The organism is Pseudomonas viridiflava, assembly GCF_900184295.1.
GTDB classification, from domain to species: Bacteria; Pseudomonadota; Gammaproteobacteria; order Pseudomonadales; family Pseudomonadaceae; genus Aquipseudomonas; species Aquipseudomonas viridiflava.
The window spans coordinates 1,353,647-1,374,251 of sequence record NZ_LT855380.1; the positions used below are offsets into that span (position 1 = coordinate 1,353,647).

The following is a 20,605-nucleotide window of genomic DNA, read 5'->3' on the forward strand; positions in this document are numbered from 1 at the left end:
TTCTTGCAGGCTTTATGATTACCTGCAGGAAACTTGCTTGAAGGGGGAGAACTTTTGCGAAAAGCCCGAGTCTATGTTTGCGAGCCTGAACAATATCAGTTGCAACGCTCCTTTAAGCTCAATGAGGAGTGTTCATGCTAACCCAGGAAGAGGATCAGCAGCTTGTCGAGCGCGTACAGCGCGGTGACACGCGGGCATTTGATCTGTTGGTGCTGAAGTATCAGCACAAGATTCTAGGGTTGATCGTGCGTTTCGTGCACGACACCCATGAGGCTCAGGATGTTGCGCAGGAAGCTTTTATCAAGGCTTACCGCGCACTCGGAAATTTCCGCGGTGACAGTGCGTTTTACACGTGGCTGTACCGCATCGCCATCAACACGGCGAAAAACTATCTGGTGTCGCGAGGTCGGCGGCCGCCTGATAGCGATGTAAGGTCTGAGGACGCGGAGTTCTACGATGGCGATCATGGCCTCAAGGACATCGAGTCGCCGGAGCGTGCATTGTTGAGGGATGAGATCGAGGGCACTGTCCATCGGACCATCCAGCTTCTCCCGGAGGATTTGCGTACGGCACTAACTTTACGTGAATTCGATGGTCTGAGTTACGAAGACATTGCGAGCGTCATGCAATGTCCTGTTGGTACCGTGCGCTCTCGCATCTTTCGCGCTCGGGAAGCCATCGATAAAGCCCTGCAGCCGTTGTTGCAGGAATCCTGAGACAGCGGCGATAGCCCAAGAGAGGAACCCGCCATGAGTCGTGAAGCCCTGCAGGAATCGCTGTCCGCAGTGATGGATAATGAAGCGGACGAGTTGGAATTGCGTCGGGTATTGAATGCCATTGACGATGCAGATACACGTGCCACATGGTCGCGTTATCAGATTGCCCGTGCAGCGATGCACAAGGAACTGTTGATGCCTCATCTGGATATCTCGGCGGCTGTGTCCGCTGCGATTGCCGATGAAGTCAGCCCCCTGAAAGCAGCCCGCGGTCCGTGGCGCTCGCTGGGTCGTCTGGCCGTGGCCGCTTCGGTAACCGTCGCTGTTCTGGCTGGTGTTCGCCTGTACAACCAGGATGAAATCACCGGTACGCAGCTGGCACAGCAGACCCAGCAGCCTGCCAACCTGACCGTTCCACAGGTCAAGGGCCCGGCGGTACTGGCGGGTTATACCGAGAGCGCCGAACAGGCACCAGGCCCGATGGCCAACGGTGTGTTGCAAGGTCAGGCCGGTGAAGGCGACAAGCGTCTGCCAGGCTACCTGCGCCAGCACGCTCAGGAAGCTGCGCTGAAGGGTACTGAAAGCGCGCTGCCTTACGCTCGTGCCGCCAGCCTGGAAAACCGTTAAGGAGGAACATGCGAGTCGTCCCTCTACTGCCGTTGTTGCTTGGTGGATGGCTTGCCCTCCCAGTGCATGCCGATGATGCCCAGGACATGCTCAAGCGTCTTGGGCAGGTTGATCAGCAGCAAAGCTATCAAGGTACTTTTGTTTACGAGCGCAACGGTAGTTTCTCTACCCACCGGATCTGGCACCGCGTAGCGGACGGCAAGGTCAGTGAGCGCTTGTTGCAGCTTGATGGTTCTGCTCTTGAAGTGTCACGTATCGACGGGCTTACCCAGTGCGTCAGTGGCACTCTGGAAGCAGGCGTCACCAGCGCCGGCTCCTCCTCTCGAAATTTCGACGTCAAGAAACTCTCCGACTGGTACGACATGAAAGTCGTCGGCAAGTCGCGAGTGGCTGGGCGTGCGACTACTATTGTGGCAGTGACGCCGAAGGATCAGCATCGTTACGGTATGGAGTTGCATATCGATAACGAGACTGGCCTTGCGCTGAAGTCGTTGTTGTTAAGCGACAAAGGGCAGCTGCTCGAGCGTTTCCAGTTCACCGACCTGGAAACCGCCACCGCACCGACTGATCAGATGCTTCAGGTCAGTGCCGATTGCAAGCCGGTAGTGGCTGCGAAGGCCAAGTCCAAGGCGCAGGTCACTCCGGTCGCCTGGCGTTCGGACTGGCTGCCGCCGGGCTTTGAGCTCAGCAGCAGTGGTGTACGCAAGGAGCACGATTCGCACTCGCCAGTGACCAGCCTGATGTATGGCGATGGTCTGGCACGGTTTTCGGTGTTTATCGAGCCCGTGAGCGGTAATGCATCGTCCGACATTCGTACTCAGCTGGGTCCTACCGTTGCAGTATCCCGACGCCTGACCACGCCTCAGGGCGACACCATGGTTACAGTGGTCGGAGAGATACCGTTGGGCACTGCGGAGCGCGTTGCGCTGTCCATTCGTGGTACCGAAACCCAGGCGAAAAAGTAGTTCGATACTGTGGCGAGCGCCCAAGATGTAAATTATTTCATCTTGGGTCCAACGAACTGCCAGACTGCAGTCAACCTGGCCCTGTGCTGAGACGCTGAAATGTTTGGTGAGGTTTGCAGGTTGCAAAACATCTCGTTTTTTTCTATAGGTCACAGCCTCGCAGCTCTGGCCTTTGTCGTTTGTGGGCCGTAAAAAAGTATCAGGGGAGGGCACCGCACGGTGTCGGGTCTCTGAGTCAGCTGACCTTGTACTGCTTAACTTTGCTCGTTGTGAATGGGAGCCGTATGTCGATACCACGCATGAAATCTTATCTATCCCTCATTGCCGCCGTGCTGATGCTCGGGCAGGTCGCTGCCGTACAGGCCGAGAACCTGCCGGACTTCACCGGGCTGGTGGAGCAGGCATCGCCGGCGGTGGTGAATATCAGTACCCGGCAGAAGCTGCCTGACCGGGCCATCGCCAATCAGCAAGTGCCGGACCTCGAAGGTCTGCCACCGATGCTGCGCGAATTTCTCGAGCGCAGCATGCCGCCGGGAACCCGTCCGCCAGGCAAGGGTGATCGCCAGCGCGAGGCCCAGTCGCTGGGCTCGGGCTTCATCATCTCGCCCGATGGCTATGTGCTGACCAACAACCATGTGATCGACGGCGCGGACGAAATTCTCGTGCGCCTCTCCGACCGCAGCGAACTGAAAGCCAAGCTGGTCGGTACCGATCCGCGCACTGACGTGGCTGTTCTGAAAATCGAAGGCAAGGACCTGCCAACCGCCAAGCTGGGTAACTCCAACAAGCTCAAGGTCGGTGAGTGGGTACTGGCGATCGGTTCGCCGTTCGGCTTCGATCATTCGGTGACCAAGGGTATTGTCAGCGCCAAGGGCCGCAGCCTGCCGAATGACACCTACGTGCCGTTCATCCAGACGGACGTGGCGATCAACCCGGGCAACTCCGGTGGTCCGCTGTTCAACATGGCCGGTGAAGTCGTGGGTATCAACTCGCAGATTTTCACCCGCTCGGGTGGCTTCATGGGCCTGTCGTTCGCGATTCCGATCGACGTCGCCATGGATGTCGCCAATCAGCTGAAGGCCAGCGGCAAGGTCAGCCGCGGCTGGCTGGGCGTCGTGATTCAGGAAGTGAACAAGGATCTGGCTGAGTCCTTCGGTCTGGACAAGCCTGCCGGTGCACTGGTTGCGCAGGTGCTTGAAGACGGTCCGGCTGCCAAGGGCGGTCTGCAGGTGGGTGACGTGATTCTGAGCGCCAACGGCCAGCCGATCATCATGTCGGCCGACCTGCCGCACCTGATCGGCAACCTCAAGGACGGCAGCAAGGCCGAGCTTGAAGTGATTCGCGACGGCAAGCGTCAGAACGTCACGGTCACCGTCGGCGCACTGCCGGACGAAGGCCAGGAAATGCGCGGCGTACCGGGTGCCGGTGCCGAGCGCAGCAGCAATCGTCTGGGTGTTTCGGTGATCGAACTGACCGCCGAGCAGAAGAAAAGCCTGGACCTGAAAGGCGGCGTGGCGATCAAGGAAGTGACCGGTGGTCCGGCTTCGCTGATCGGTCTGCAGGCCGGTGATGTGATCACCCACCTGAACAATCAGGCGATCACCTCGGCCAAGCAGTTCACCGACGTGGCGAAAAGCCTGCCGAAGGATCGATCTGTCTCGATGCGTGTTCTGCGTCAGGGCCGCGCGACGTTCATTACGTTCAAACTGGACGAATAACAGTCAGGTCTGATGAGGAAGGGCGGCCACGGTCGCCCTTTTTCATGTCTGTGATTAGGCCTGAAACCGATCGGTCTACCTGCAAGCGTGACGCCTCGGGCATCCATCAGGTACAATTCCCGGCTATTTTTCGGCGGGCAATCTGCCTGCAACCTTTTTGAGTGTTGATCCGTGAGTGATTTGAGTCATATCCGCAATTTCTCCATCATCGCCCACATTGACCATGGCAAGTCGACGCTGGCCGACCGCTTCATTCAAATGTGCGGTGGCCTGTCCGAGCGCGAAATGGAAGCGCAGGTGCTCGACTCCATGGATCTTGAGCGCGAGCGCGGGATCACCATCAAGGCCCACAGCGTAACCCTGTACTACAAGGCCAAAGACGGTATTACCTACCAGCTGAACTTCATTGACACGCCCGGTCACGTGGACTTCACCTATGAGGTCAGCCGTTCGCTGGCGGCCTGTGAAGGCGCGTTGCTGGTCGTCGATGCGGGTCAGGGCGTCGAGGCACAGTCGGTTGCCAACTGCTACACCGCTATCGAGCAGGGCCTCGAGGTCATGCCGGTACTGAACAAGATGGACTTGCCGCAGGCCGATCCGGACCGCGTCAAGGAAGAGATCGAGAAGATCATCGGCATCGATGCCACCGACGCCGTGGCCTGCAGTGCCAAGAGCGGCATGGGCGTTGATGAAGTGCTCGAGCGCCTGGTCACGACCATTCCGGCACCGACCGGCAATATCGAAGACCCGCTGCAAGCGTTGATCATCGACTCCTGGTTCGACAACTACCTGGGCGTCGTGTCCCTGGTGCGTGTACGCCATGGCCGGGTCAGGAAAGGCGACAAGATTCTCGTCAAATCCACCGGCAAGATGCACCTGGTCGACAGCGTCGGGGTATTCAACCCCAAGCACACCGCAACGGTCGATCTGAAAGCGGGCGAAGTGGGCTTCATCATCGCCGGCATCAAGGATATTCATGGTGCGCCGGTCGGTGACACCCTGACACTCAGCACCACGCCCGATGTGGACGTATTGCCGGGCTTCAAACGTATCCAGCCGCAGGTGTACGCCGGTCTGTTCCCGGTCAGCTCCGATGATTTCGAAGACTTCCGCGAAGCGTTGCAGAAACTGACGCTCAACGATTCTTCGCTGCAGTACCTGCCGGAAAGCTCGGACGCGCTGGGCTTCGGCTTCCGTTGCGGCTTCCTGGGCATGCTCCACATGGAGATCATCCAGGAGCGTCTGGAACGCGAATACAACCTGGACCTGATCACCACGGCACCAACCGTTATCTTCGAACTGCTGCTGAAGACCGGTGAAACGATTTACGTCGACAACCCGTCCAAATTGCCAGACCTGTCAGCCATCGAAGACATGCGCGAACCTATCGTTCGGGCAAATATTCTTGTGCCTCAGGAGCACCTGGGCAACGTCATCACGCTGTGCATCGAAAAACGTGGCGTGCAGCACGACATGCTGTTCCTCGGAACGCAGGTTCAGGTCAGCTACGATCTGCCGATGAACGAAGTGGTTCTGGACTTCTTCGATCGTTTGAAGTCAGTCAGCCGCGGTTATGCTTCGCTGGATTATCATTTTGACCGTTATCAGTCGGCCAATCTGGTCAAGCTCGATGTACTGATCAACGGCGAGAAGGTCGATGCCCTGGCGCTGATCGTTCACCGTGACAACGCGCACTACAAAGGGCGCGCGTTGACCGAGAAGATGAAAGAACTGATTCCGCGGCAGATGTTCGACGTGGCAATTCAGGCCGCCATTGGCGGTCAGATCGTGGCCCGGACAACCGTCAAGGCGCTCAGAAAGAACGTACTGGCCAAGTGTTATGGCGGCGACGTGAGCCGTAAACGCAAATTGCTCGAGAAGCAGAAGGCCGGTAAGAAACGCATGAAGCAGGTCGGCAACGTGGAGATTCCACAGGAAGCTTTCCTTGCAGTGCTCAGGTTGGAATAGTCAGGTCCTATGTCACTAAATTTCCCGCTGTTGTTGGTCATCGCTGTCTTCGTCTGTGGCGTGCTTGCACTGATTGACCTGGTGTTCCTGGCGCCTCGTCGCCGGGTGGCCATCGCCAATTATCAGGGCAGCGTCGCAGAGCCTGACATTGCTGTCGTCGAGCGACTGGACAAGGAACCCTTGCTGGTTGAATACGGCAAGTCGTTCTTTCCGGTCCTGTTCATCGTCCTGGTCCTGCGCTCGTTTCTGGTCGAACCCTTCCAGATTCCGTCGGGCTCCATGAAGCCGACACTGGACGTGGGTGATTTCATTCTGGTCAACAAGTTCTCCTACGGCATTCGTTTGCCCGTACTGGACCAGAAGGTGATTCAGATCGGTGATCCGCAGCGTGGCGATGTTATGGTGTTTCGCTACCCGAGCGACCCGAGCGTCAACTACATCAAGCGTGTCATCGGCTTGCCGGGCGACCGCATTCGTTACACCAGTGACAAGCGCCTGTTCGTGAACGGCGAACTGGTTGCCAAGAAACTGATCGGCACCGAGCCCGGAACACTGGGCAGTGCCGAACTGTACGAAGAGCAACTGGGCACTGTCGAGCACCAGATCCGTCAGGAGATGAGCCGCTACCGTGCGCCGCCCGACACCGAGTGGACCGTGCCTGCCGCGCACTACTTCATGATGGGCGACAACCGGGACAACTCCAACGACAGCCGTTACTGGGATGACCCCAACATTCCCAAGGACGAGCTGGGCATGGTTCCGGACAAGAACATCGTCGGCAAGGCCTTTGCTGTCTGGATGAGCTGGCCCGAGCCGAAACTGAGTCACTTCCCCAATTTTTCACGGGTAGGTCTGATCAAATAATCCATGCGGCGCTGCCTGAGCAGCGCCGTATGTCATTTGGGAACGTTTTGGCCTGCCGCTGGCAGCGCACCCAGGAGGGTCAACAGTGAACATGACGTTCCCTGCTTCTCAAAAAGGTATGTCGTGGGTCGGATGGTTGCTGACGCTGGCGCTCGTCGCATTTGCGGTGAGCACGGCGATGAAGATCGTTCCCCATTATCTCGACTACATGTCGATGACGAAAATCATCGAAGCGGTCGAGACCAACAAAGGCCTGGATATCACCACGGTCAGCGAATTTTACAGTTATGTCGAAAAGAGCATGCAGCTCAACAGCATCCGGGATATAGATTTGAACAAGGCTTTAAAAGTAACGGTGGAGAACAATACGTTCAACGCCCATTTGAACTATGAACAGCGTGAGCCATTGATCCAGAACATCGACGTGGTCATCAAGTTCGACAAGCAACTGAGCGTGGGCAGACCGTGAGCGTATCCTTGAGCCGCCTTGAGCGTCAGCTCGGCTACACCTTCAAGGATCAGGAACTGATGGTCCTGGCCCTGACCCACCGCAGTTTTGCCGGTCGTAACAACGAGCGTCTGGAATTCCTCGGTGATGCCATTCTCAACTTTGTGGCCGGCGAGGCGCTGTTCGAGCGCTTTCCTCAGGCCCGTGAAGGTCAGCTGTCGCGTCTGCGTGCACGGTTGGTGAAAGGCGAGACGCTGGCGTTGCTGGCTCGCGGTTTTGATCTGGGTGAATACCTGCGATTGGGATCCGGTGAATTGAAGAGCGGCGGATTCCGTCGTGAATCGATTCTGGCCGATGCCCTCGAAGCGCTGATCGGTGCGATCTACCTCGACGCCGGTATGGACGCTGCGCGTGAGCGTGTACTGGCGTGGTTGACGACCGAGTTCGACAGCCTGACGCTGGTAGACACCAACAAGGACCCGAAAACCCGTCTGCAGGAATTTCTGCAGTCACGGGCCTGTGATCTGCCACGTTACGAAGTGGTGGACATCCAGGGTGAGCCGCATTGCCGGACGTTCTTCGTCGAATGCGAAATCACCTTATTGAATGAAAAGAGTCGAGGTCAGGGTGTCAGCCGCCGGATTGCCGAACAGGTAGCCGCAGCTGCAGCACTCATTGCCCTTGGCGTGGAGAATGGTCATGACTGATACAACTGCAACACGCTGTGGCTATGTTGCCATCGTCGGCCGCCCTAACGTAGGCAAGTCCACGCTGCTCAATCACATTCTCGGTCAGAAGCTGGCGATCACTTCGCGCAAGCCGCAGACCACCCGTCACAACATGCTGGGCATCAAGACCGAGGGTGCCGTGCAGGCGATCTACGTCGATACCCCGGGCATGCACAAGAACGGCGAGAAAGCGCTGAACCGCTACATGAACAAGACCGCTTCGGCTGCGTTGAAAGACGTCGATGTGGTGATCTTCGTTGTCGACCGCACGCGCTGGACCGACGAAGACCAGATGGTGCTGGAGCGTGTTCAATACGTTCAGGGTCCGGTCATTCTGGCGATCAACAAGACCGACCGCATCGAAGACAAGAGCGATCTGATGCCGCATCTGGAATGGCTGCAAGGCCAGTTGCCGAATGCGTCCATCGTGCCTATCTCTGCGCAGCACGGTCACAACCTTGAAGCACTGGAAGGCCTGATCGCCTCCCACCTGCCGGAAAATGATCACTTCTTCCCGGAAGACCAGATCACCGACCGCAGCAGTCGCTTCCTGGCCGCTGAACTGGTCCGCGAGAAGATCATGCGCCAGCTGGGTGCCGAGCTTCCGTACCAGATCACCGTCGAAATCGAAGAGTTCAAGCAGCAGGGTCGCACCCTGCACATCCATGCGCTGATCCTCGTCGAACGCGACGGTCAGAAGAAGATCATCATTGGCGACAAGGGCGAGCGTATCAAACGCATCGGCAGTGATGCCCGTCGCGACATGGAGCTGCTGTTCGACTCCAAGGTGATGCTCAACCTCTGGGTCAAGGTCAAGGGTGGCTGGTCCGACGACGAGCGCGCACTGCGCTCGCTGGGCTACGGCGACCTCTAGGTTGTCTTTTCACCCGGCCACCGGCCGGGTGAACATTTTCCTTTTCGAGCCCGCCCGATGAGCACGCCAACCGGCCAACCTGCTTTTGTGCTGCACAGCCGTGCGTACCGTGAAAACAGCGCGTTGGTCGATTTCCTCACGCCTCAGGGCCGCTTGCGTGCCGTACTGCGCAGCGCCAAGGGCAAGGCCGGTTCGCTGGCACGCCCCTTCGTGCCGCTTGAAGTCGAGTTTCGCGGGCGCGGCGAGCTGAAGAACGTGGGTCGTATGGAAAGCGCCGGTGTCGCGACCTGGATGACGGGCGAGGCGCTGTTCAGTGGCATGTACCTCAATGAATTGCTGATTCGTCTGCTGCCTGCCGAAGATCCGCATCCTGCCGTGTTCGAACACTATGCCGCCACGCTGATCGCCCTTGCCGAAGGACGGGCGCTCGAGCCCTTGCTTCGCTCATTCGAATGGCGTCTGCTGGACGATCTCGGCTACGGTTTTGCGCTGGATACCGATATCAACGGTGAACCTCTGGCCGCAGACGGCATGTACCGCCTGCAGGTCGACGCCGGGCTGGAACGGGTCTGGCTGTTGCAGCCCGGTCTGTTTCAAGGCGTCGAGCTGCTGGCCATGGCCGAAGCCGACTGGAGCGCGCCGGGTGCGTTGTCTGCCGCCAAGCGTCTGATGCGTCAGGCACTGGCCGTGCACCTGGGCGGTCGTCCATTAGTCAGCCGTGAACTGTTTCGCAAGCCGTAATCAGGCTTTATGCTCTGCGGCCTGCTTCGATCAACTTTCAGGAGACCTCCCGTGACTCAAAGCACCCGCATCCTTCTCGGCGTGAACATCGATCACGTGGCTACTTTGCGCCAGGCACGCGGCACGCGTTACCCGGATCCGGTCAAGGCCGCGCTGGACGCGGAAGAGGCGGGTGCCGATGGCATCACGGTTCACTTGCGCGAAGACCGTCGCCACATCCAGGAGCGCGACGTGCTGCTGCTCAAGGACGTGTTGCAGACTCGCATGAACTTTGAAATGGGCGTGACCGAAGAGATGCTCGCGTTTGCCGAGCGCATTCGTCCGGCGCATGTGTGTCTGGTGCCGGAAACGCGTCAGGAATTGACCACCGAGGGTGGTCTGGACGTGGCGGGTCAGGAAGCGCGCATCAAGGCAGCGGTCGAGCGGCTGTCGAAGATCGGCTGTGAAGTATCGTTGTTCATTGATGCTGACGAGCGCCAGATTGCGGCTTCAGCGCGTGTCGGTGCGCCCGCCATCGAACTGCACACCGGTCGCTACGCCGACGCGCAAACTCCTGTCGAAGTGGCTGAAGAGCTGCAACGGGTCGCCGATGGCGTGACCTTTGGTCTGGCTCAGGGTTTGATCGTCAACGCCGGTCACGGCCTGCACTATCACAACGTCGAACCGATTGCCGCGATCAAGGGTATCAACGAACTGAACATCGGCCATGCACTGGTGGCGCATGCACTGTTCGTGGGCTTCAAGGCGGCGGTGGCAGAGATGAAAGCGCTGATCGTCGCGGCTGCGCGATAGGCAGCGCCAATCTCCATACGGGCTGTGGGAGGCCCCACCAGATCTTCGATGTAGCGCTGTCGCGCAACAAGCCGCCTCTTATCAAACAACCTGTAAGCCACTGAAGAAACTGGATCTTGTGGGAGCGGACTTGTCCGCGAATACTGTATTTCGGGCGATGAATATTCGTCGGATGTACTGGCCTTTTCGCGGACAAGCGGAACGCCGCCCGGTCCGCTCCCAAGAAGTTTGCTGCGCGACAGCGCTACGTCGAAGACGTGGTGGCGCCTCCCACAAGGGTGTTTCTTCAGCAACTGCGGGTTACAGATGTGTGATCCGGTGCTGAAAGCCTAAGGCTTGCGCCCCACGATCACGGCCCGCATCGGTGCGGGCAGGCCTTCGACGGTTCTGGTCGGATCGCTCGGGTCGAGGAAGTCGCCCAGCGACTGAAAACGCATCCACTCAGTGCTGCGTTGTTCCTCGACCGTTGTATGACTGACGTCCACACAGCGTACATCGGTAAAACCTGCGCGGCGCATCCACAGTTCCAGCGCGGGCACGGACGGCAGGAACCAGACGTTGCGCATCTGTGCATAGCGATCCTCGGGCACCAGCACCTGATGCACGTCGCCCGGTATCACCAGCGTCTCCATGACCAGTTCGCCGCCTTTCACCAGACAGTCTTTCAACGCCAGCAAGTGATCAATGGGCGATTTGCGGTGGTACAGCACGCCCATGGAAAACACCGTATCGAACCCTTCCAGATTGGCCGGCAGGTCTTCCAGCGCGAAAGGCAGGTGCCAGGCGGGCACGTCGGGCAGGTAGCGTTGCATGGCCTGGAACTGGCAGAAGAACAGCCAGTTTGGATCGACGCCGATCACGCAGTCAGCCCCGGCACCGAGCATGCGCCACTGGTAATAGCCGTTGCCGCAGCCGACATCCAGCACGCGTTTGCCTTTCAGGTCCAGATGCGGCGCTACCCGCGACCACTTCCAGTCGGAGCGCCATTCGGTATCGATGTGCACGCCGAACACGTTGAATGGCCCCTTGCGCCACGGCGAAAGCCCCATCAACGCCTTGCGCAGCACAGTACGGGTTTCGCCATCGCACTCGGTTTCCAGCGTGAAGCTGTCGGTCAGTTCGACACGGCTCGGCGTCAGTGCTGGCAGGGCGTCCAGCGCACTTTGCCAGCGCTGCAGGTCGCCGTGCCCTTTGGTCATCTTGGTATCGAGCTGGGCCTGCAGGCCGTTGGCCCATTCGGCCAGTGGAGTACGTGCCAGACGGCGGACAAGTGAAGCGAGATCAATCATGGCAGGGCAATCAACGAGGCAAAGTTAAGGCATTGGAACCACGGCACCACCTTGGAAAAACCGGCGGCGAGCAGACGTTGGCGGTGTTCTTCGAGGCTGTCGGGTTTCATGACGTTCTCGATGGCGCTGCGCTTCTGGGCAATCTCCAGATCGCTGTAGCCATTGGCGCGCTTGAAGGCGATGTGCAGATCGGTCAGCAGCGCGTGCTCCTGATCATCATCGAAGCGCAGCTTTTCCGAGAGGATCAAGGCACCGCCCGGCACCAGCGAATGGCGGATACGGCTCAACAACTCCAGACGCTGTTCGGGCGCGATGAATTGCAGCGTGAAGTTAAGGGCCACCACTGAGGCGGGCTGGAACGTCAGGGCCAGAATGTCACCCTCGATGACCTCAACCGGCAATAGCTCCTGAAACATCGAATTCTGGGCATTCAGGTATTCGCGGCAGCGTTCGACCATGGCGGCCGAGTTGTCGATGGCGATGACCCGGCACCCTTCGTTGCGCACATGGCGGCGCAGGGCCTGAGTGACGGCTCCCAGCGAACTGCCCAGGTCGTAAAGAACGGTATCAGGCTGGGCGAACTGCGCCGCAAGCACGCCAAGGTTCTCGACAATGGTCGGGTAACCGGGCACCGAGCGCTTGATCATGTCCGGGAACACCCGCACCACGTCTTCGTTGAAGGCGAAGTCAGGCACTTGGGCCAGGGGCTGGGCGAATAGGCGGTCGGGTTCTTTGCTCACGGCGATTCCGGCGAAGGCTTTGAAAGGCGGGCATTCTAGCCAAGTTGTCGTCGTGATGCATGGTCTGGCGCAGCTTCCCGGATGAGCCGCCGCGCGGACTGTTGAAAAGGCCTCAGTTCACCTTGATCGAACAATCGAAGGTCTGCTCGGCTGGTACTTCCGGTGCCCAGGGTTGCTGATAGACCATCAGCAGGCGTCCGCTGCCCGCCTGGGTGGCTTTGAAACGCCAGACCGACTCGCCGCCGCTGCCGATCATCTCCTTGTTACCGCCGTTGGCATACACCTCAGGCCCCAGGCTGCGCAGGATGTCCTGTGCCGGGTTCTGAGTCAGCCAGCGAAAGCCTGTCGTGGGATTGCTGGGCAGGGTCAGAATCAGCGTTTGTCCGGCCTTGAGGCTCAATGGACAGTCACTCTGGCTGTCGATGGAGACGATGTTTTTCGGGGTTTGTGCGCAGGCACTTAACAGGGCGAGGCTCAAGGGCACAGCGAGACGGGCAGGGGTCATGGCAAGGTCCGGTTTTGCAAGACGATGCTGGAGGATAACCGATCAGGGTTTTGGAGGGGAGCCGGAGGTGCCGATGCGCGCAAGAGCCATGCGCCATGTCATATACAGTCCGATTGTTCCCACTCCGCGCTCATCGTTATACACAGGTCCGCCTCAACACTGATCGTGCCCATCGCTCCGCGTGGGCATGCCTCCCGTGACGCTCCGCGTCACAAATGGCACAGACTGCGGATTCAGTGAGCCGAGCGCATGACGTGGATAACGCTGGAGCTTGAGCACACATCTGCGCCACATTCGAGAGCGGACGCGGAGCGTCCTGGGAGGCGTTACCACGCAGAGCGTGGGAACGATCATATGCAATCCGATTGTTCCTGCGCGCGTGGTAACACCGCTCAGGACGCTCCGCGTCCGCCCTTGAGCGTAACGCGGAGCGAAGGCATTACGCCTCAGAACAACACTTTCGCCACATCGGCAAAGCGTTTGGCGAAGTGCACGGTCAGGCCTTCCTTCAGGTAGTCAGGCAGTTCCTCGAAGTTGCCACGGTTGGGCTCCGGCAGGATCAGTTCGTTGATCTTCTGACGGCGCGCCGCGATGACCTTCTCCCGAACACCACCAATGGGCAGCACATGCCCGGTCAGGGTCAGTTCACCCGTCATGGCCACGCCTTTTTTCGGCGGCTGGTTACGCGCCAGGGACAGCAGGGCGCTGGCCATGGTCACGCCCGCGCTTGGCCCGTCCTTCGGCGTGGCACCTTCCGGCACGTGCAAATGCACGAAAGCTTCATCGAAGAACTTCGCGTCGCCGCCAAACTTCGACAGATTGGAACTGACATAGCTGTAAGCAATTTCCGCCGACTCTTTCATCACGTCACCCAACTGACCGGTCAGCTTGAAGCCGCGGTTCAGTGTGTGGATACGCGTTGCTTCGATCGGCAGCGTAGCGCCGCCCATGCTGGTCCAGGCCAGGCCGGTGATGACGCCTGTGCCTGACAAGACCTGCTCGCTGCGGAACACCGGCATGCCCAGAGATGCTTCCAGATCCTTCGGCCCGATCTTGATGATCGAATCGGGCGCGTCCAGCAGTTTGACGACCGCCTTGCGCACCAGCTTGCCGAGCTGCTTCTCCAGATGCCGTACACCGGCCTCGCGGGCATAGCCTTCGATCACGGCGCGCAGTGCGCTGTCGCTGATGGTCAGCTTGTTCTTGGCAACGCCTGCCTTGGCCAGTTGCTTGGGCCACAGATGGCGCTTTGCGATGGCGAGTTTTTCTTCGGTGATGTAGCCGGACAGGCGAATCACTTCCATCCGGTCCAGCAACGGGCCGGGGATCGAGTCCAGAGTGTTGGCGGTGCAGACGAACAGCACCTTGGACAGGTCCAGACGCAGGTCCAGATAATGGTCGAGGAATTCGACGTTCTGTTCCGGGTCCAGGGTTTCCAACAGGGCAGACGCCGGGTCGCCCTGATAGCTCTGACCCATCTTGTCGATTTCATCGAGCATGATGACCGGGTTCATTACCTCTACATCCTTGAGCGCCTGCACCAGCTTGCCGGGCTGGGCACCGATGTAGGTGCGACGATGACCCTTGATCTCCGCTTCGTCGCGCATGCCGCCGACGCTCAGGCGATAGAACGGACGCCCCAGCGACTCTGCAATCGAGCGTCCGACGCTGGTCTTGCCCACACCGGGCGGGCCGACCAGCAGAACGATCGAACCACTGATTTCGCCCTTGTAAGCACCAACAGCAAGGAATTCGAGAATCCGCGCCTTGATGTCATCCAGTCCGGCATGGTGCTGATCGAGCACCTTGCGCGCATGCTTGAGGTCCAGTTTGTCTGCGCCATACACGCCCCACGGCAGGGAACTGGCCCAGTCCAGGTAGTTGCGGGTCACGGCGTATTCCGGCGAGCCGGTTTCCAGCACCTTGAGCTTGCCGATTTCCTCGTCGATCTTCTTGCGTGCCTGAGGCGTCAGGGTCTTGCCTTCCAGACGCTGCTCGAACTGCTCGATATCGGCGCTGCGGTCGTCCTTGCTCAGGCCGAGCTCCTGCTGGATGACCTTGAGCTGTTCCTTGAGAAAGAACTGACGCTGGTGTTCGCCAATCTTGCGATTGACCTCGGCGGATATTTCTTTCTGCAATCGCGCGACTTCAACTTCCTTGCGCAGCATCGGCAGGACTTTTTCCATGCGCTTGAGCATCGGAACGCAGTCGAGTACCTGTTGCAGCTCAACGCCTGTCGCCGAGGTCAGCGCCGCAGCGAAGTCGGTGAGCGGCGAAGGATCGTTCGGACTAAAGCGGTTCAGATAATTTTTCAGCTCTTCGCTGTACAGCGGGTTGAGCGGCAGGAGTTCCTTGATCGCATTGATCAGGGCCATGCCGTAGGCCTTGACCTCATCGGTCGGCTCGTTCGGCTGCTGCGGGTACTCGACTTCCACCAGATACGGCGGGCGATGATGTTTGAGCCAGGTGCGGATCCGCACGCGGCTGAGGCCCTGCGCCACAAACTGTAAACGTCCATTTTCACGGCTGGCGTGGTGAACTTTTACCAAAGTGCCATACTCGGGCAGCGCATTGGTATCGAAGTGGCGCGGATCTTCCTGCGGCGTGTCCATGAAAAACAGCGCCAGGGAGTGATGCTCGGACTTGCTGACCAGCTCGAGAGTCTCGGCCCACGGCTCTTCATTGACGATGACCGGCAGGACCTGAGCCGGGAAGAACGGGCGGTTATGGATCGGGATGATGTAAACCTTGTCCGGCAGGTTCTGGCCGGGAAGGGCAAGCGAGGTGCTGTCGGAACTCAGCGACACGTCGTGCTCGGCTGCATCATTCGGCAAATCTGGCGAGTCTGTCTGCTGGTCGCTCATGGGGCACCTGAGAAGTTGAACATGGCTCTTAGATGGGGCGGGCATCCTCAGGTTTCAATGGCTTTGGTCGATAGTCTGAATAGTGGCGATAAAACCTTTGGTTTCGGGCATCGCCGGGACCTTTCAGTTGTCGCCAGGGCTGGTTTATTTTTTACGGCGCTGCCGTTGCGGGTTGACTCGGTTATGACCAACGTATTTATCTCAGCATTGCTGGCGGGCCTGTGGATGATGTCCGCTGCCAATGCTTCGGCCGCGACCTTCACGGCGCAAATGCTCGACAAGCAGGGCAAGCCTCTGGCCGATGCCGTCGTGACGCTCAAGGGGCCGCCGAGTGCAACGCCAGCAGTGCTCAAGGCGTCCATGGACCAGCGCGATCAGGAATTCGCGCCCCACGTTCTGGCCGTTCACACCAGCACGCAGGTGAAGTTTCCCAACAGCGACAACATCCGCCATCAGGTGTACTCCTTTTCTCCGGCCAAGCGCTTCGAACTGCGTCTTTACGAAGGCACGCCATCAGAGCCGCTGCTGTTCGACAAGCCGGGTGTGGTGGTGCTGGGTTGCAACATTCATGACTGGATGGTCGGCTACATCTATGTCACTGACGACCCCTGGTTCGGGGTAACCGACAGCAATGGTCAGCTCAAACTCGATCAGATGCCGGCCGGTCACTATCAGGCCACGCTCTGGCATCCGCAGATCGAAGACATGCAGCCGGTGTCAGGTGGCGAATTCGACATTCCCGCCGCAGGCTTCACCCAGCGCTTTACGCTGCCCGTCGTGCCAACCGTTGCCGACGACAAGCCCAGCAAACCGGCGACAGGTGGCTTTGGTGACGCTTTCCACAAGGCAGCCCATGAATGAATCTTAAAGTCAGCTTCCAGGCGCGCATCGCCGGGGTCTTGATCGCCCTGTTGCTGATCGTGGTCTGCGCGGTGTATTTCGCGGTCAAGGTGGCGACCGGCGATGCAGTGCGCACTCAGGCTCAGGCCCAACTGGAAGTGGGTAGCCGGGTCTTCGAACGCCTGATCGATTTGCGCGGCAAGCGCCTGCGCGATGCGGTGCAACTGCTGTCTGCCGACTTCGGGTTCCGCGATGCGGTCGCCAGTTCCGACTCCTCGACCATTCGTTCGGTACTGCTCAACCACGGCAAGCGCATCAACGCGAGCGACATGTTCTTGCTGGGCATGGACGGTGTGGTAATCGCCAGTACCGTTCCCGATGTGCCCGAGGGTTCCAAATTCGTCTACGACCAGGCATTGCGTACCGCCAAACGCAGCGGCCAGTCGGTGCTGATCGTGCCGGGAGGTGGCACGCCGCATCTGCTGGTCGAGAGCACCGTGCTGGCGCCGTTACCGATCGGTCGGGTGGTCATGGGTTTCACCATCGACAGCGACATCGCCGAAGAACTGCGCTCGCTCAGCGGTCTGGAAGTGTCGTTTCTGACCATTGAGGACGGCAAGGCTGGCAATCTGATCAGTACTCAGCCCGAAGCGCTGCACCCCGGTCTGATTGAGCTGATGCGCAGTTCCTCCGGCGGGCAGATGCGCGTCACCGAACAGTCCAACCTGAACTTCCTCAGTCAGACCCTGATGCTTGCCAACACAGGCAATAGTGGCGATGGACAGGTCCTGGCTCTGCTGCAAAGCCCGCTGGACAAAGCCCTGCAGGCCTTCGCGCCGCTGGACGAAAAGATTTTCTGGATATCCATGGCGGCACTGTTGGCCTCGCTATTGGGCACCCTGGCGCTGGCGCGTAGCGTTTCGCTCCCGGTGCGTGAGCTGGCCATCGCCGCCAAGCGTATCGGAGATGGTGATTACGAGACACCAGTCAACATGGCCCGTACAGATGAGCTCGGCATGCTGGCCAATGCCATCAACACGATGCAGCACGGTATCGCGGTGCGTGAAGGGCAACTGGCGCACAACGCGCTGCACGATAACCTGACGGGCCTGCCCAACCGGGCGCTGGTCATGGAGCGACTGGGCAGCGCCATTGCCGCCGAACGGCCGGTGGCCCTCTTGTACCTGAGCATTGAAAACCTCAGCGCGATCAACGAAAGCTCGGGCACCGAAGGTGTCGAGCAACTATTGCTTCAAGTGGGCCAGCGCTTGCAAAGCACATTGCGCGCTGGTGACACCGTCGCGCGGCTGTCCGCCAACGAATTCCTGTTGTTGCTCGACCAGACCACCAGCGACGGCGCGGTGGCGACGGGCGATGCCCTGCAACGGCTGTTCAGCGAGCCGCAGCGGATCGACAACCACGACATCGCGCTTGAGTGCTGCATCGGCATCACGGTCTACCCGGAAAACGGCAATTCGGCTCAGGAGCTGGTCAACCGCGCGGCCATTGCCCGCAAGGACGCCGCGTTCCTGCCGGGCCGACTGCAAATCTATCAGGACGGTCGCGACCTGGCGCACCAGCGGCAGATCAGCCTGATTCGTGATCTGCGCAAGGCGCCGCAAAACGGCGAGCTGATGCTGCATTACCAGCCCAAACTGGATATTCGTCAGGGCACGGTGCGTCAGGCCGAAGCCTTGCTGCGCTGGTCTCATCCGCAGTTCGGTAATGTCTCGCCCGCTGAATTCATCGTGCTGGCCGAGCGGACCGGCAGCATTCATCTGCTGACCAACTGGGTCATCGAAGAAGCCATGCGCCAACTGGCCGAGTGGCGCAAGCGTGGCATGGTGCTGCAAGTGTCGGTGAACATTTCTGCCGATGACCTGTTGGGCGATGACCTGGCCGGATTTGTGGTCGGTCTGCTCAAACAGTACGGCGTGCCTGCCGAGCAACTGGTGTTTGAAATCACCGAAAGCGCAATCATGAGCCAGCCGGAAAAAGCACTGGTGGTGCTGCATAAGCTGCGTGATTGCGGCATCAGCCTGTCGATCGATGATTTCGGTACCGGTTATTCGTCGCTGGCGCACCTCAAGCGTCTGCCGGTGCAGGAACTGAAAATCGACCAGTCATTCGTGCGCGATCTGGACGAGACCAGTGAAGACGCAGTGATCGTGCGTTCCACCATCGAGATGAGCCACAACCTGGGTCTCAAAGTGGTGGCCGAGGGCGTGGAATACCAGCACAGCCTCGACCTGCTGCGTCGCTGGCATTGCGACACTGCGCAGGGTTACCTGATCAGCAGACCGCTGACCGCCGCCGCGTTCGAGACCTGGATCGTCAAAACTCGTGAATTACCAGGTCTGATGGTGAACTGAACCATGTCCTACAAAACATCGCTGTTGTTGGGTTGCCTGCTGGGCGCGGCCACGCCGCTTGTCCTGGCCGACAACGGTCGTCTAATCGCCACCGGCGGTGCCAGTAACATTGAAGGCAGTGCGGGCGGCGGCATTACGCCGTGGGCAGTGATCACCGGCTACAGCGAGCAGGGGGAGTGGGGCGCGACGGCGTTTGCCACGCACATCAATCTCCCGGATTACAATCTGGATGTGGCGGGCCTTGCCGTCGCCTACGGCAACCGCGTCGAGCTGTCCTACGCGCACCAGCGCTTCGACATCAGCCCGCTGCAGCACAAGCTGAGCCTGCCGGATGACAACCTCAGCCAAGACGTGTTCGGCGTCAAGGTGCGACTGTTCGGTGACCTGATCTATGACAGCCTGCCGCAGGTGTCGCTGGGCGTGCAGTACAAGCACCAGAACGATTTTCTGATCCCGAGCCTGGTCGGCGCGCAGCGTGACTCCGATGTCGAGGGCTACCTGACCGCCAGCCGTCTGTTCATGGGGGCAGCGTTCGGCTACAACGTGCTGGTCAACGGCGGCGTGCGCTATAGCCGCGCCAACGAAACCGGTCTGCTGGGTTTCGGCGGTGATCGCCGTGACACGCGCAGCCTGCTCAAGGAAGGCTCGGTGGCGGTGCTGTTCAACCCGCGCTGGGCCATGGGCGTGGAGTACCGCGAGAAGCCCGACAATCTTTCGTTCGCGGGCGAAAGCGACTGGGCGGACGTGTTCCTCGGTTACTTCCCCAACAAGCATCTGTCCTTTGTGCTGGCCTACGCCCGCTTGGGTGAAATCGCCACGCTGGACAACCAGAACGGCACCTATCTGTCCGTTCAGGGGAGTTTCTGATGAGGCGTTTGGTGATGTGTCTGATGCTGGCCTTGATGGTCGGCTGTGCTCAACAGCAGGTCAAGGATGACGGCCTTTATCAGGACCTCGGGCAGCGTGCAGGCATCCAGCGGATTGTCGAAGGTATGCTGCTCAATGCCGCCAAGGACGACCGGATCGTCGAGCGCTTCAAACGGGTCAACATCGTCTTGCTGCGCGACCGGCTGGTCGACAAGTTCTGCGTGATAGTCGATGGCCCATGCACCTACAACGGCGACAGCCTTGCCGAATCCCACAAGGGTCAGAACCTCAGCCCGAGCGATTTCAACGCACTGGTCGAAAACCTGATCGCCGCCATGGACACCGAAAAAGTCCCGGTGCCCGTGCAAAACCGCTTCATCGCACGTCTTGCTGCCTTACGTGGAGAAGTGATCCGCAAGTAGCGTCATATTCGAGAGCGGACGCGGAGCGTCCTGGGCGGCGTTACCACGCAGAGCGCTCATTGTTATACACAAGTCGCGATGAGCATCTAGAGCGGGCACGATTCCGGTCGTAGGAGCGGACCGGGCGGCGTTCCGTTTGTCCGCGAAAGCAGGTGCAGCCGACGAAGATGCAGCGTCTGAAACATGGTATTCGCGGACAAGTCCGCTCCCACTTTCGGATACCGCATTCATTCAGGTCGATTTGTGTATAACGATGAGCGCTGGC

The 20,605-nt window shown here is 59.4% G+C and carries 19 protein-coding genes; 15 read left to right on the forward strand and 4 right to left on the reverse strand.

The window, feature by feature from the left end:
- The first annotated feature begins 134 nt into the window (after positions 1 to 134).
- From rpoE to pdxJ, 11 genes are all read left to right on the forward strand, one after another.
- On the forward strand, positions 135 to 716 hold the full coding sequence (gene rpoE, locus CFBP1590_RS06405; protein ID WP_002554912.1) for an RNA polymerase sigma factor RpoE/AlgU: 582 nt from the start codon (positions 135 to 137) through the stop codon (positions 714 to 716).
- A gap of 33 nt (positions 717 to 749) precedes the next feature.
- Positions 750 to 1,343: a sigma-E factor negative regulatory protein gene (locus CFBP1590_RS06410; RefSeq protein WP_004881766.1), complete on the forward strand. Its 594-nt coding sequence runs from the start codon at positions 750 to 752 to the stop codon at positions 1,341 to 1,343.
- An 8-nt stretch (positions 1,344 to 1,351) separates the two neighbouring features.
- Entirely contained in the window at positions 1,352 to 2,308 is a 957-nt protein-coding gene (locus CFBP1590_RS06415) for a MucB/RseB family sigma factor regulatory protein (RefSeq protein ID WP_088234687.1), read from the forward strand.
- 335 nt (positions 2,309 to 2,643) lie between these two features.
- Positions 2,644 to 4,026, forward strand: coding sequence for a DegQ family serine endoprotease (locus CFBP1590_RS06420; protein ID WP_374729056.1), 1,383 nt, complete (start codon positions 2,644 to 2,646; stop codon positions 4,024 to 4,026).
- A 171-nt stretch (positions 4,027 to 4,197) separates the two neighbouring features.
- On the forward strand, positions 4,198 to 5,994 hold the full coding sequence (gene lepA, locus CFBP1590_RS06425; protein ID WP_025996854.1) for a translation elongation factor 4: 1,797 nt from the start codon (positions 4,198 to 4,200) through the stop codon (positions 5,992 to 5,994).
- A 9-nt stretch (positions 5,995 to 6,003) separates the two neighbouring features.
- Positions 6,004 to 6,858, forward strand: a complete 855-nt coding sequence (gene lepB / locus CFBP1590_RS06430) for a signal peptidase I (RefSeq protein ID WP_004881773.1) — start codon at positions 6,004 to 6,006, stop codon at positions 6,856 to 6,858.
- A 91-nt stretch (positions 6,859 to 6,949) separates the two neighbouring features.
- Positions 6,950 to 7,327, forward strand: a complete 378-nt coding sequence (locus tag CFBP1590_RS06435) for a DUF4845 domain-containing protein (RefSeq protein WP_025996855.1) — start codon at positions 6,950 to 6,952, stop codon at positions 7,325 to 7,327.
- Positions 7,324 to 8,013 carry a ribonuclease III gene (gene rnc, locus CFBP1590_RS06440; protein ID WP_004881776.1) on the forward strand — a complete coding sequence of 230 codons (690 nt, stop codon included), beginning with the start codon at positions 7,324 to 7,326 and terminating at the stop codon, positions 8,011 to 8,013. The genes CFBP1590_RS06435 and rnc overlap by 4 nt, the downstream gene beginning before the upstream one ends.
- Positions 8,006 to 8,908 carry a GTPase Era gene (gene era / locus CFBP1590_RS06445; protein ID WP_004881778.1) on the forward strand — a complete coding sequence of 301 codons (903 nt, stop codon included), beginning with the start codon at positions 8,006 to 8,008 and terminating at the stop codon, positions 8,906 to 8,908. Before rnc ends, era begins: the two co-directional genes overlap by 8 nt.
- Before the next feature lie 57 nt (positions 8,909 to 8,965).
- Entirely contained in the window at positions 8,966 to 9,649 is a 684-nt protein-coding gene (recO, locus tag CFBP1590_RS06450; protein WP_029243180.1) for a DNA repair protein RecO, read from the forward strand.
- A gap of 51 nt (positions 9,650 to 9,700) precedes the next feature.
- Positions 9,701 to 10,441 carry a pyridoxine 5'-phosphate synthase gene (gene pdxJ / locus CFBP1590_RS06455; protein ID WP_029243179.1) on the forward strand — a complete coding sequence of 247 codons (741 nt, stop codon included), beginning with the start codon at positions 9,701 to 9,703 and terminating at the stop codon, positions 10,439 to 10,441.
- A gap of 329 nt (positions 10,442 to 10,770) precedes the next feature.
- Here pdxJ and cmoB read toward each other — a convergent pair whose 3' ends face one another.
- From cmoB to lon, 4 genes are all read right to left on the reverse strand, one after another.
- Positions 10,771 to 11,730, reverse strand: coding sequence for a tRNA 5-methoxyuridine(34)/uridine 5-oxyacetic acid(34) synthase CmoB (cmoB, locus tag CFBP1590_RS06460; RefSeq protein WP_029243178.1), 960 nt, complete (start codon positions 11,728 to 11,730; stop codon positions 10,771 to 10,773).
- Positions 11,727 to 12,470 (reverse strand): carboxy-S-adenosyl-L-methionine synthase CmoA, encoded by a 744-nt coding sequence (cmoA, locus tag CFBP1590_RS06465; RefSeq protein WP_004881795.1) that lies wholly within the window; start codon positions 12,468 to 12,470, stop codon positions 11,727 to 11,729. The genes cmoB and cmoA overlap by 4 nt, the downstream gene beginning before the upstream one ends.
- 112 nt (positions 12,471 to 12,582) lie before the next feature.
- The gene (locus tag CFBP1590_RS06470; RefSeq protein ID WP_004881798.1) at positions 12,583 to 12,975 is read right to left on the reverse strand and encodes a protease inhibitor I42 family protein; all 393 of its coding nucleotides are present in this window, start codon (positions 12,973 to 12,975) and stop codon (positions 12,583 to 12,585) included.
- Positions 12,976 to 13,421: 446 nt separating this feature from the next.
- Positions 13,422 to 15,839 carry an endopeptidase La gene (gene lon / locus CFBP1590_RS06475; protein WP_004881807.1) on the reverse strand — a complete coding sequence of 806 codons (2,418 nt, stop codon included), beginning with the start codon at positions 15,837 to 15,839 and terminating at the stop codon, positions 13,422 to 13,424.
- A gap of 183 nt (positions 15,840 to 16,022) precedes the next feature.
- Here lon and CFBP1590_RS06480 point away from each other — a divergent pair, with 183 nt between their 5' ends.
- Genes CFBP1590_RS06480 through CFBP1590_RS06495 form a run of 4 tightly spaced genes read left to right on the forward strand, consistent with a single transcriptional unit; the run spans position 16,023 to position 20,340 of the window.
- Positions 16,023 to 16,700 (forward strand): methylamine utilization protein, encoded by a 678-nt coding sequence (locus CFBP1590_RS06480; protein ID WP_029243176.1) that lies wholly within the window; start codon positions 16,023 to 16,025, stop codon positions 16,698 to 16,700.
- Positions 16,697 to 19,051 carry a bifunctional diguanylate cyclase/phosphodiesterase gene (locus tag CFBP1590_RS06485; RefSeq protein WP_029243175.1) on the forward strand — a complete coding sequence of 785 codons (2,355 nt, stop codon included), beginning with the start codon at positions 16,697 to 16,699 and terminating at the stop codon, positions 19,049 to 19,051. The genes CFBP1590_RS06480 and CFBP1590_RS06485 overlap by 4 nt, the downstream gene beginning before the upstream one ends.
- Before the next feature lie 3 nt (positions 19,052 to 19,054).
- Complete coding sequence (locus tag CFBP1590_RS06490) at positions 19,055 to 19,918, forward strand: DUF3034 family protein (protein WP_029243174.1); 864 nt, start codon at positions 19,055 to 19,057, stop codon at positions 19,916 to 19,918.
- Positions 19,918 to 20,340, forward strand: a complete 423-nt coding sequence (locus CFBP1590_RS06495; RefSeq protein ID WP_029243173.1) for a group I truncated hemoglobin — start codon at positions 19,918 to 19,920, stop codon at positions 20,338 to 20,340. Before CFBP1590_RS06490 ends, CFBP1590_RS06495 begins: the two co-directional genes overlap by 1 nt.
- Positions 20,341 to 20,605: the final 265 nt, after the last annotated feature.

Bases quoted from the DNA above. Each gene is read 5' to 3' on its own strand.
- rpoE (WP_002554912.1), top strand. From the start codon at position 135: ATGCTAACCCAGGAAGAGGATCAGCAGCTTGTCGAGCGCGTACAGCGC.
- CFBP1590_RS06410 (WP_004881766.1), top strand. From the start codon at position 750: ATGAGTCGTGAAGCCCTGCAGGAATCGCTGTCCGCAGTGATGGATAAT.
- CFBP1590_RS06415 (WP_088234687.1), top strand. From the start codon at position 1,352: ATGCGAGTCGTCCCTCTACTGCCGTTGTTGCTTGGTGGATGGCTTGCC.
- CFBP1590_RS06420 (WP_374729056.1), top strand. From the start codon at position 2,644: ATGCTCGGGCAGGTCGCTGCCGTACAGGCCGAGAACCTGCCGGACTTC.
- lepB (WP_004881773.1), top strand. From the start codon at position 6,004: ATGTCACTAAATTTCCCGCTGTTGTTGGTCATCGCTGTCTTCGTCTGT.
- CFBP1590_RS06435 (WP_025996855.1), top strand. From the start codon at position 6,950: ATGACGTTCCCTGCTTCTCAAAAAGGTATGTCGTGGGTCGGATGGTTG.
- era (WP_004881778.1), top strand. From the start codon at position 8,006: ATGACTGATACAACTGCAACACGCTGTGGCTATGTTGCCATCGTCGGC.
- recO (WP_029243180.1), top strand. From the start codon at position 8,966: ATGAGCACGCCAACCGGCCAACCTGCTTTTGTGCTGCACAGCCGTGCG.
- cmoB (WP_029243178.1), bottom strand. From the start codon at position 11,730: ATGATTGATCTCGCTTCACTTGTCCGCCGTCTGGCACGTACTCCACTG.
- CFBP1590_RS06470 (WP_004881798.1), bottom strand. From the start codon at position 12,975: ATGACCCCTGCCCGTCTCGCTGTGCCCTTGAGCCTCGCCCTGTTAAGT.
- lon (WP_004881807.1), bottom strand. From the start codon at position 15,839: ATGAGCGACCAGCAGACAGACTCGCCAGATTTGCCGAATGATGCAGCC.
- CFBP1590_RS06480 (WP_029243176.1), top strand. From the start codon at position 16,023: ATGACCAACGTATTTATCTCAGCATTGCTGGCGGGCCTGTGGATGATG.
- CFBP1590_RS06485 (WP_029243175.1), top strand. From the start codon at position 16,697: ATGAATCTTAAAGTCAGCTTCCAGGCGCGCATCGCCGGGGTCTTGATC.
- CFBP1590_RS06490 (WP_029243174.1), top strand. From the start codon at position 19,055: ATGTCCTACAAAACATCGCTGTTGTTGGGTTGCCTGCTGGGCGCGGCC.
- CFBP1590_RS06495 (WP_029243173.1), top strand. From the start codon at position 19,918: ATGAGGCGTTTGGTGATGTGTCTGATGCTGGCCTTGATGGTCGGCTGT.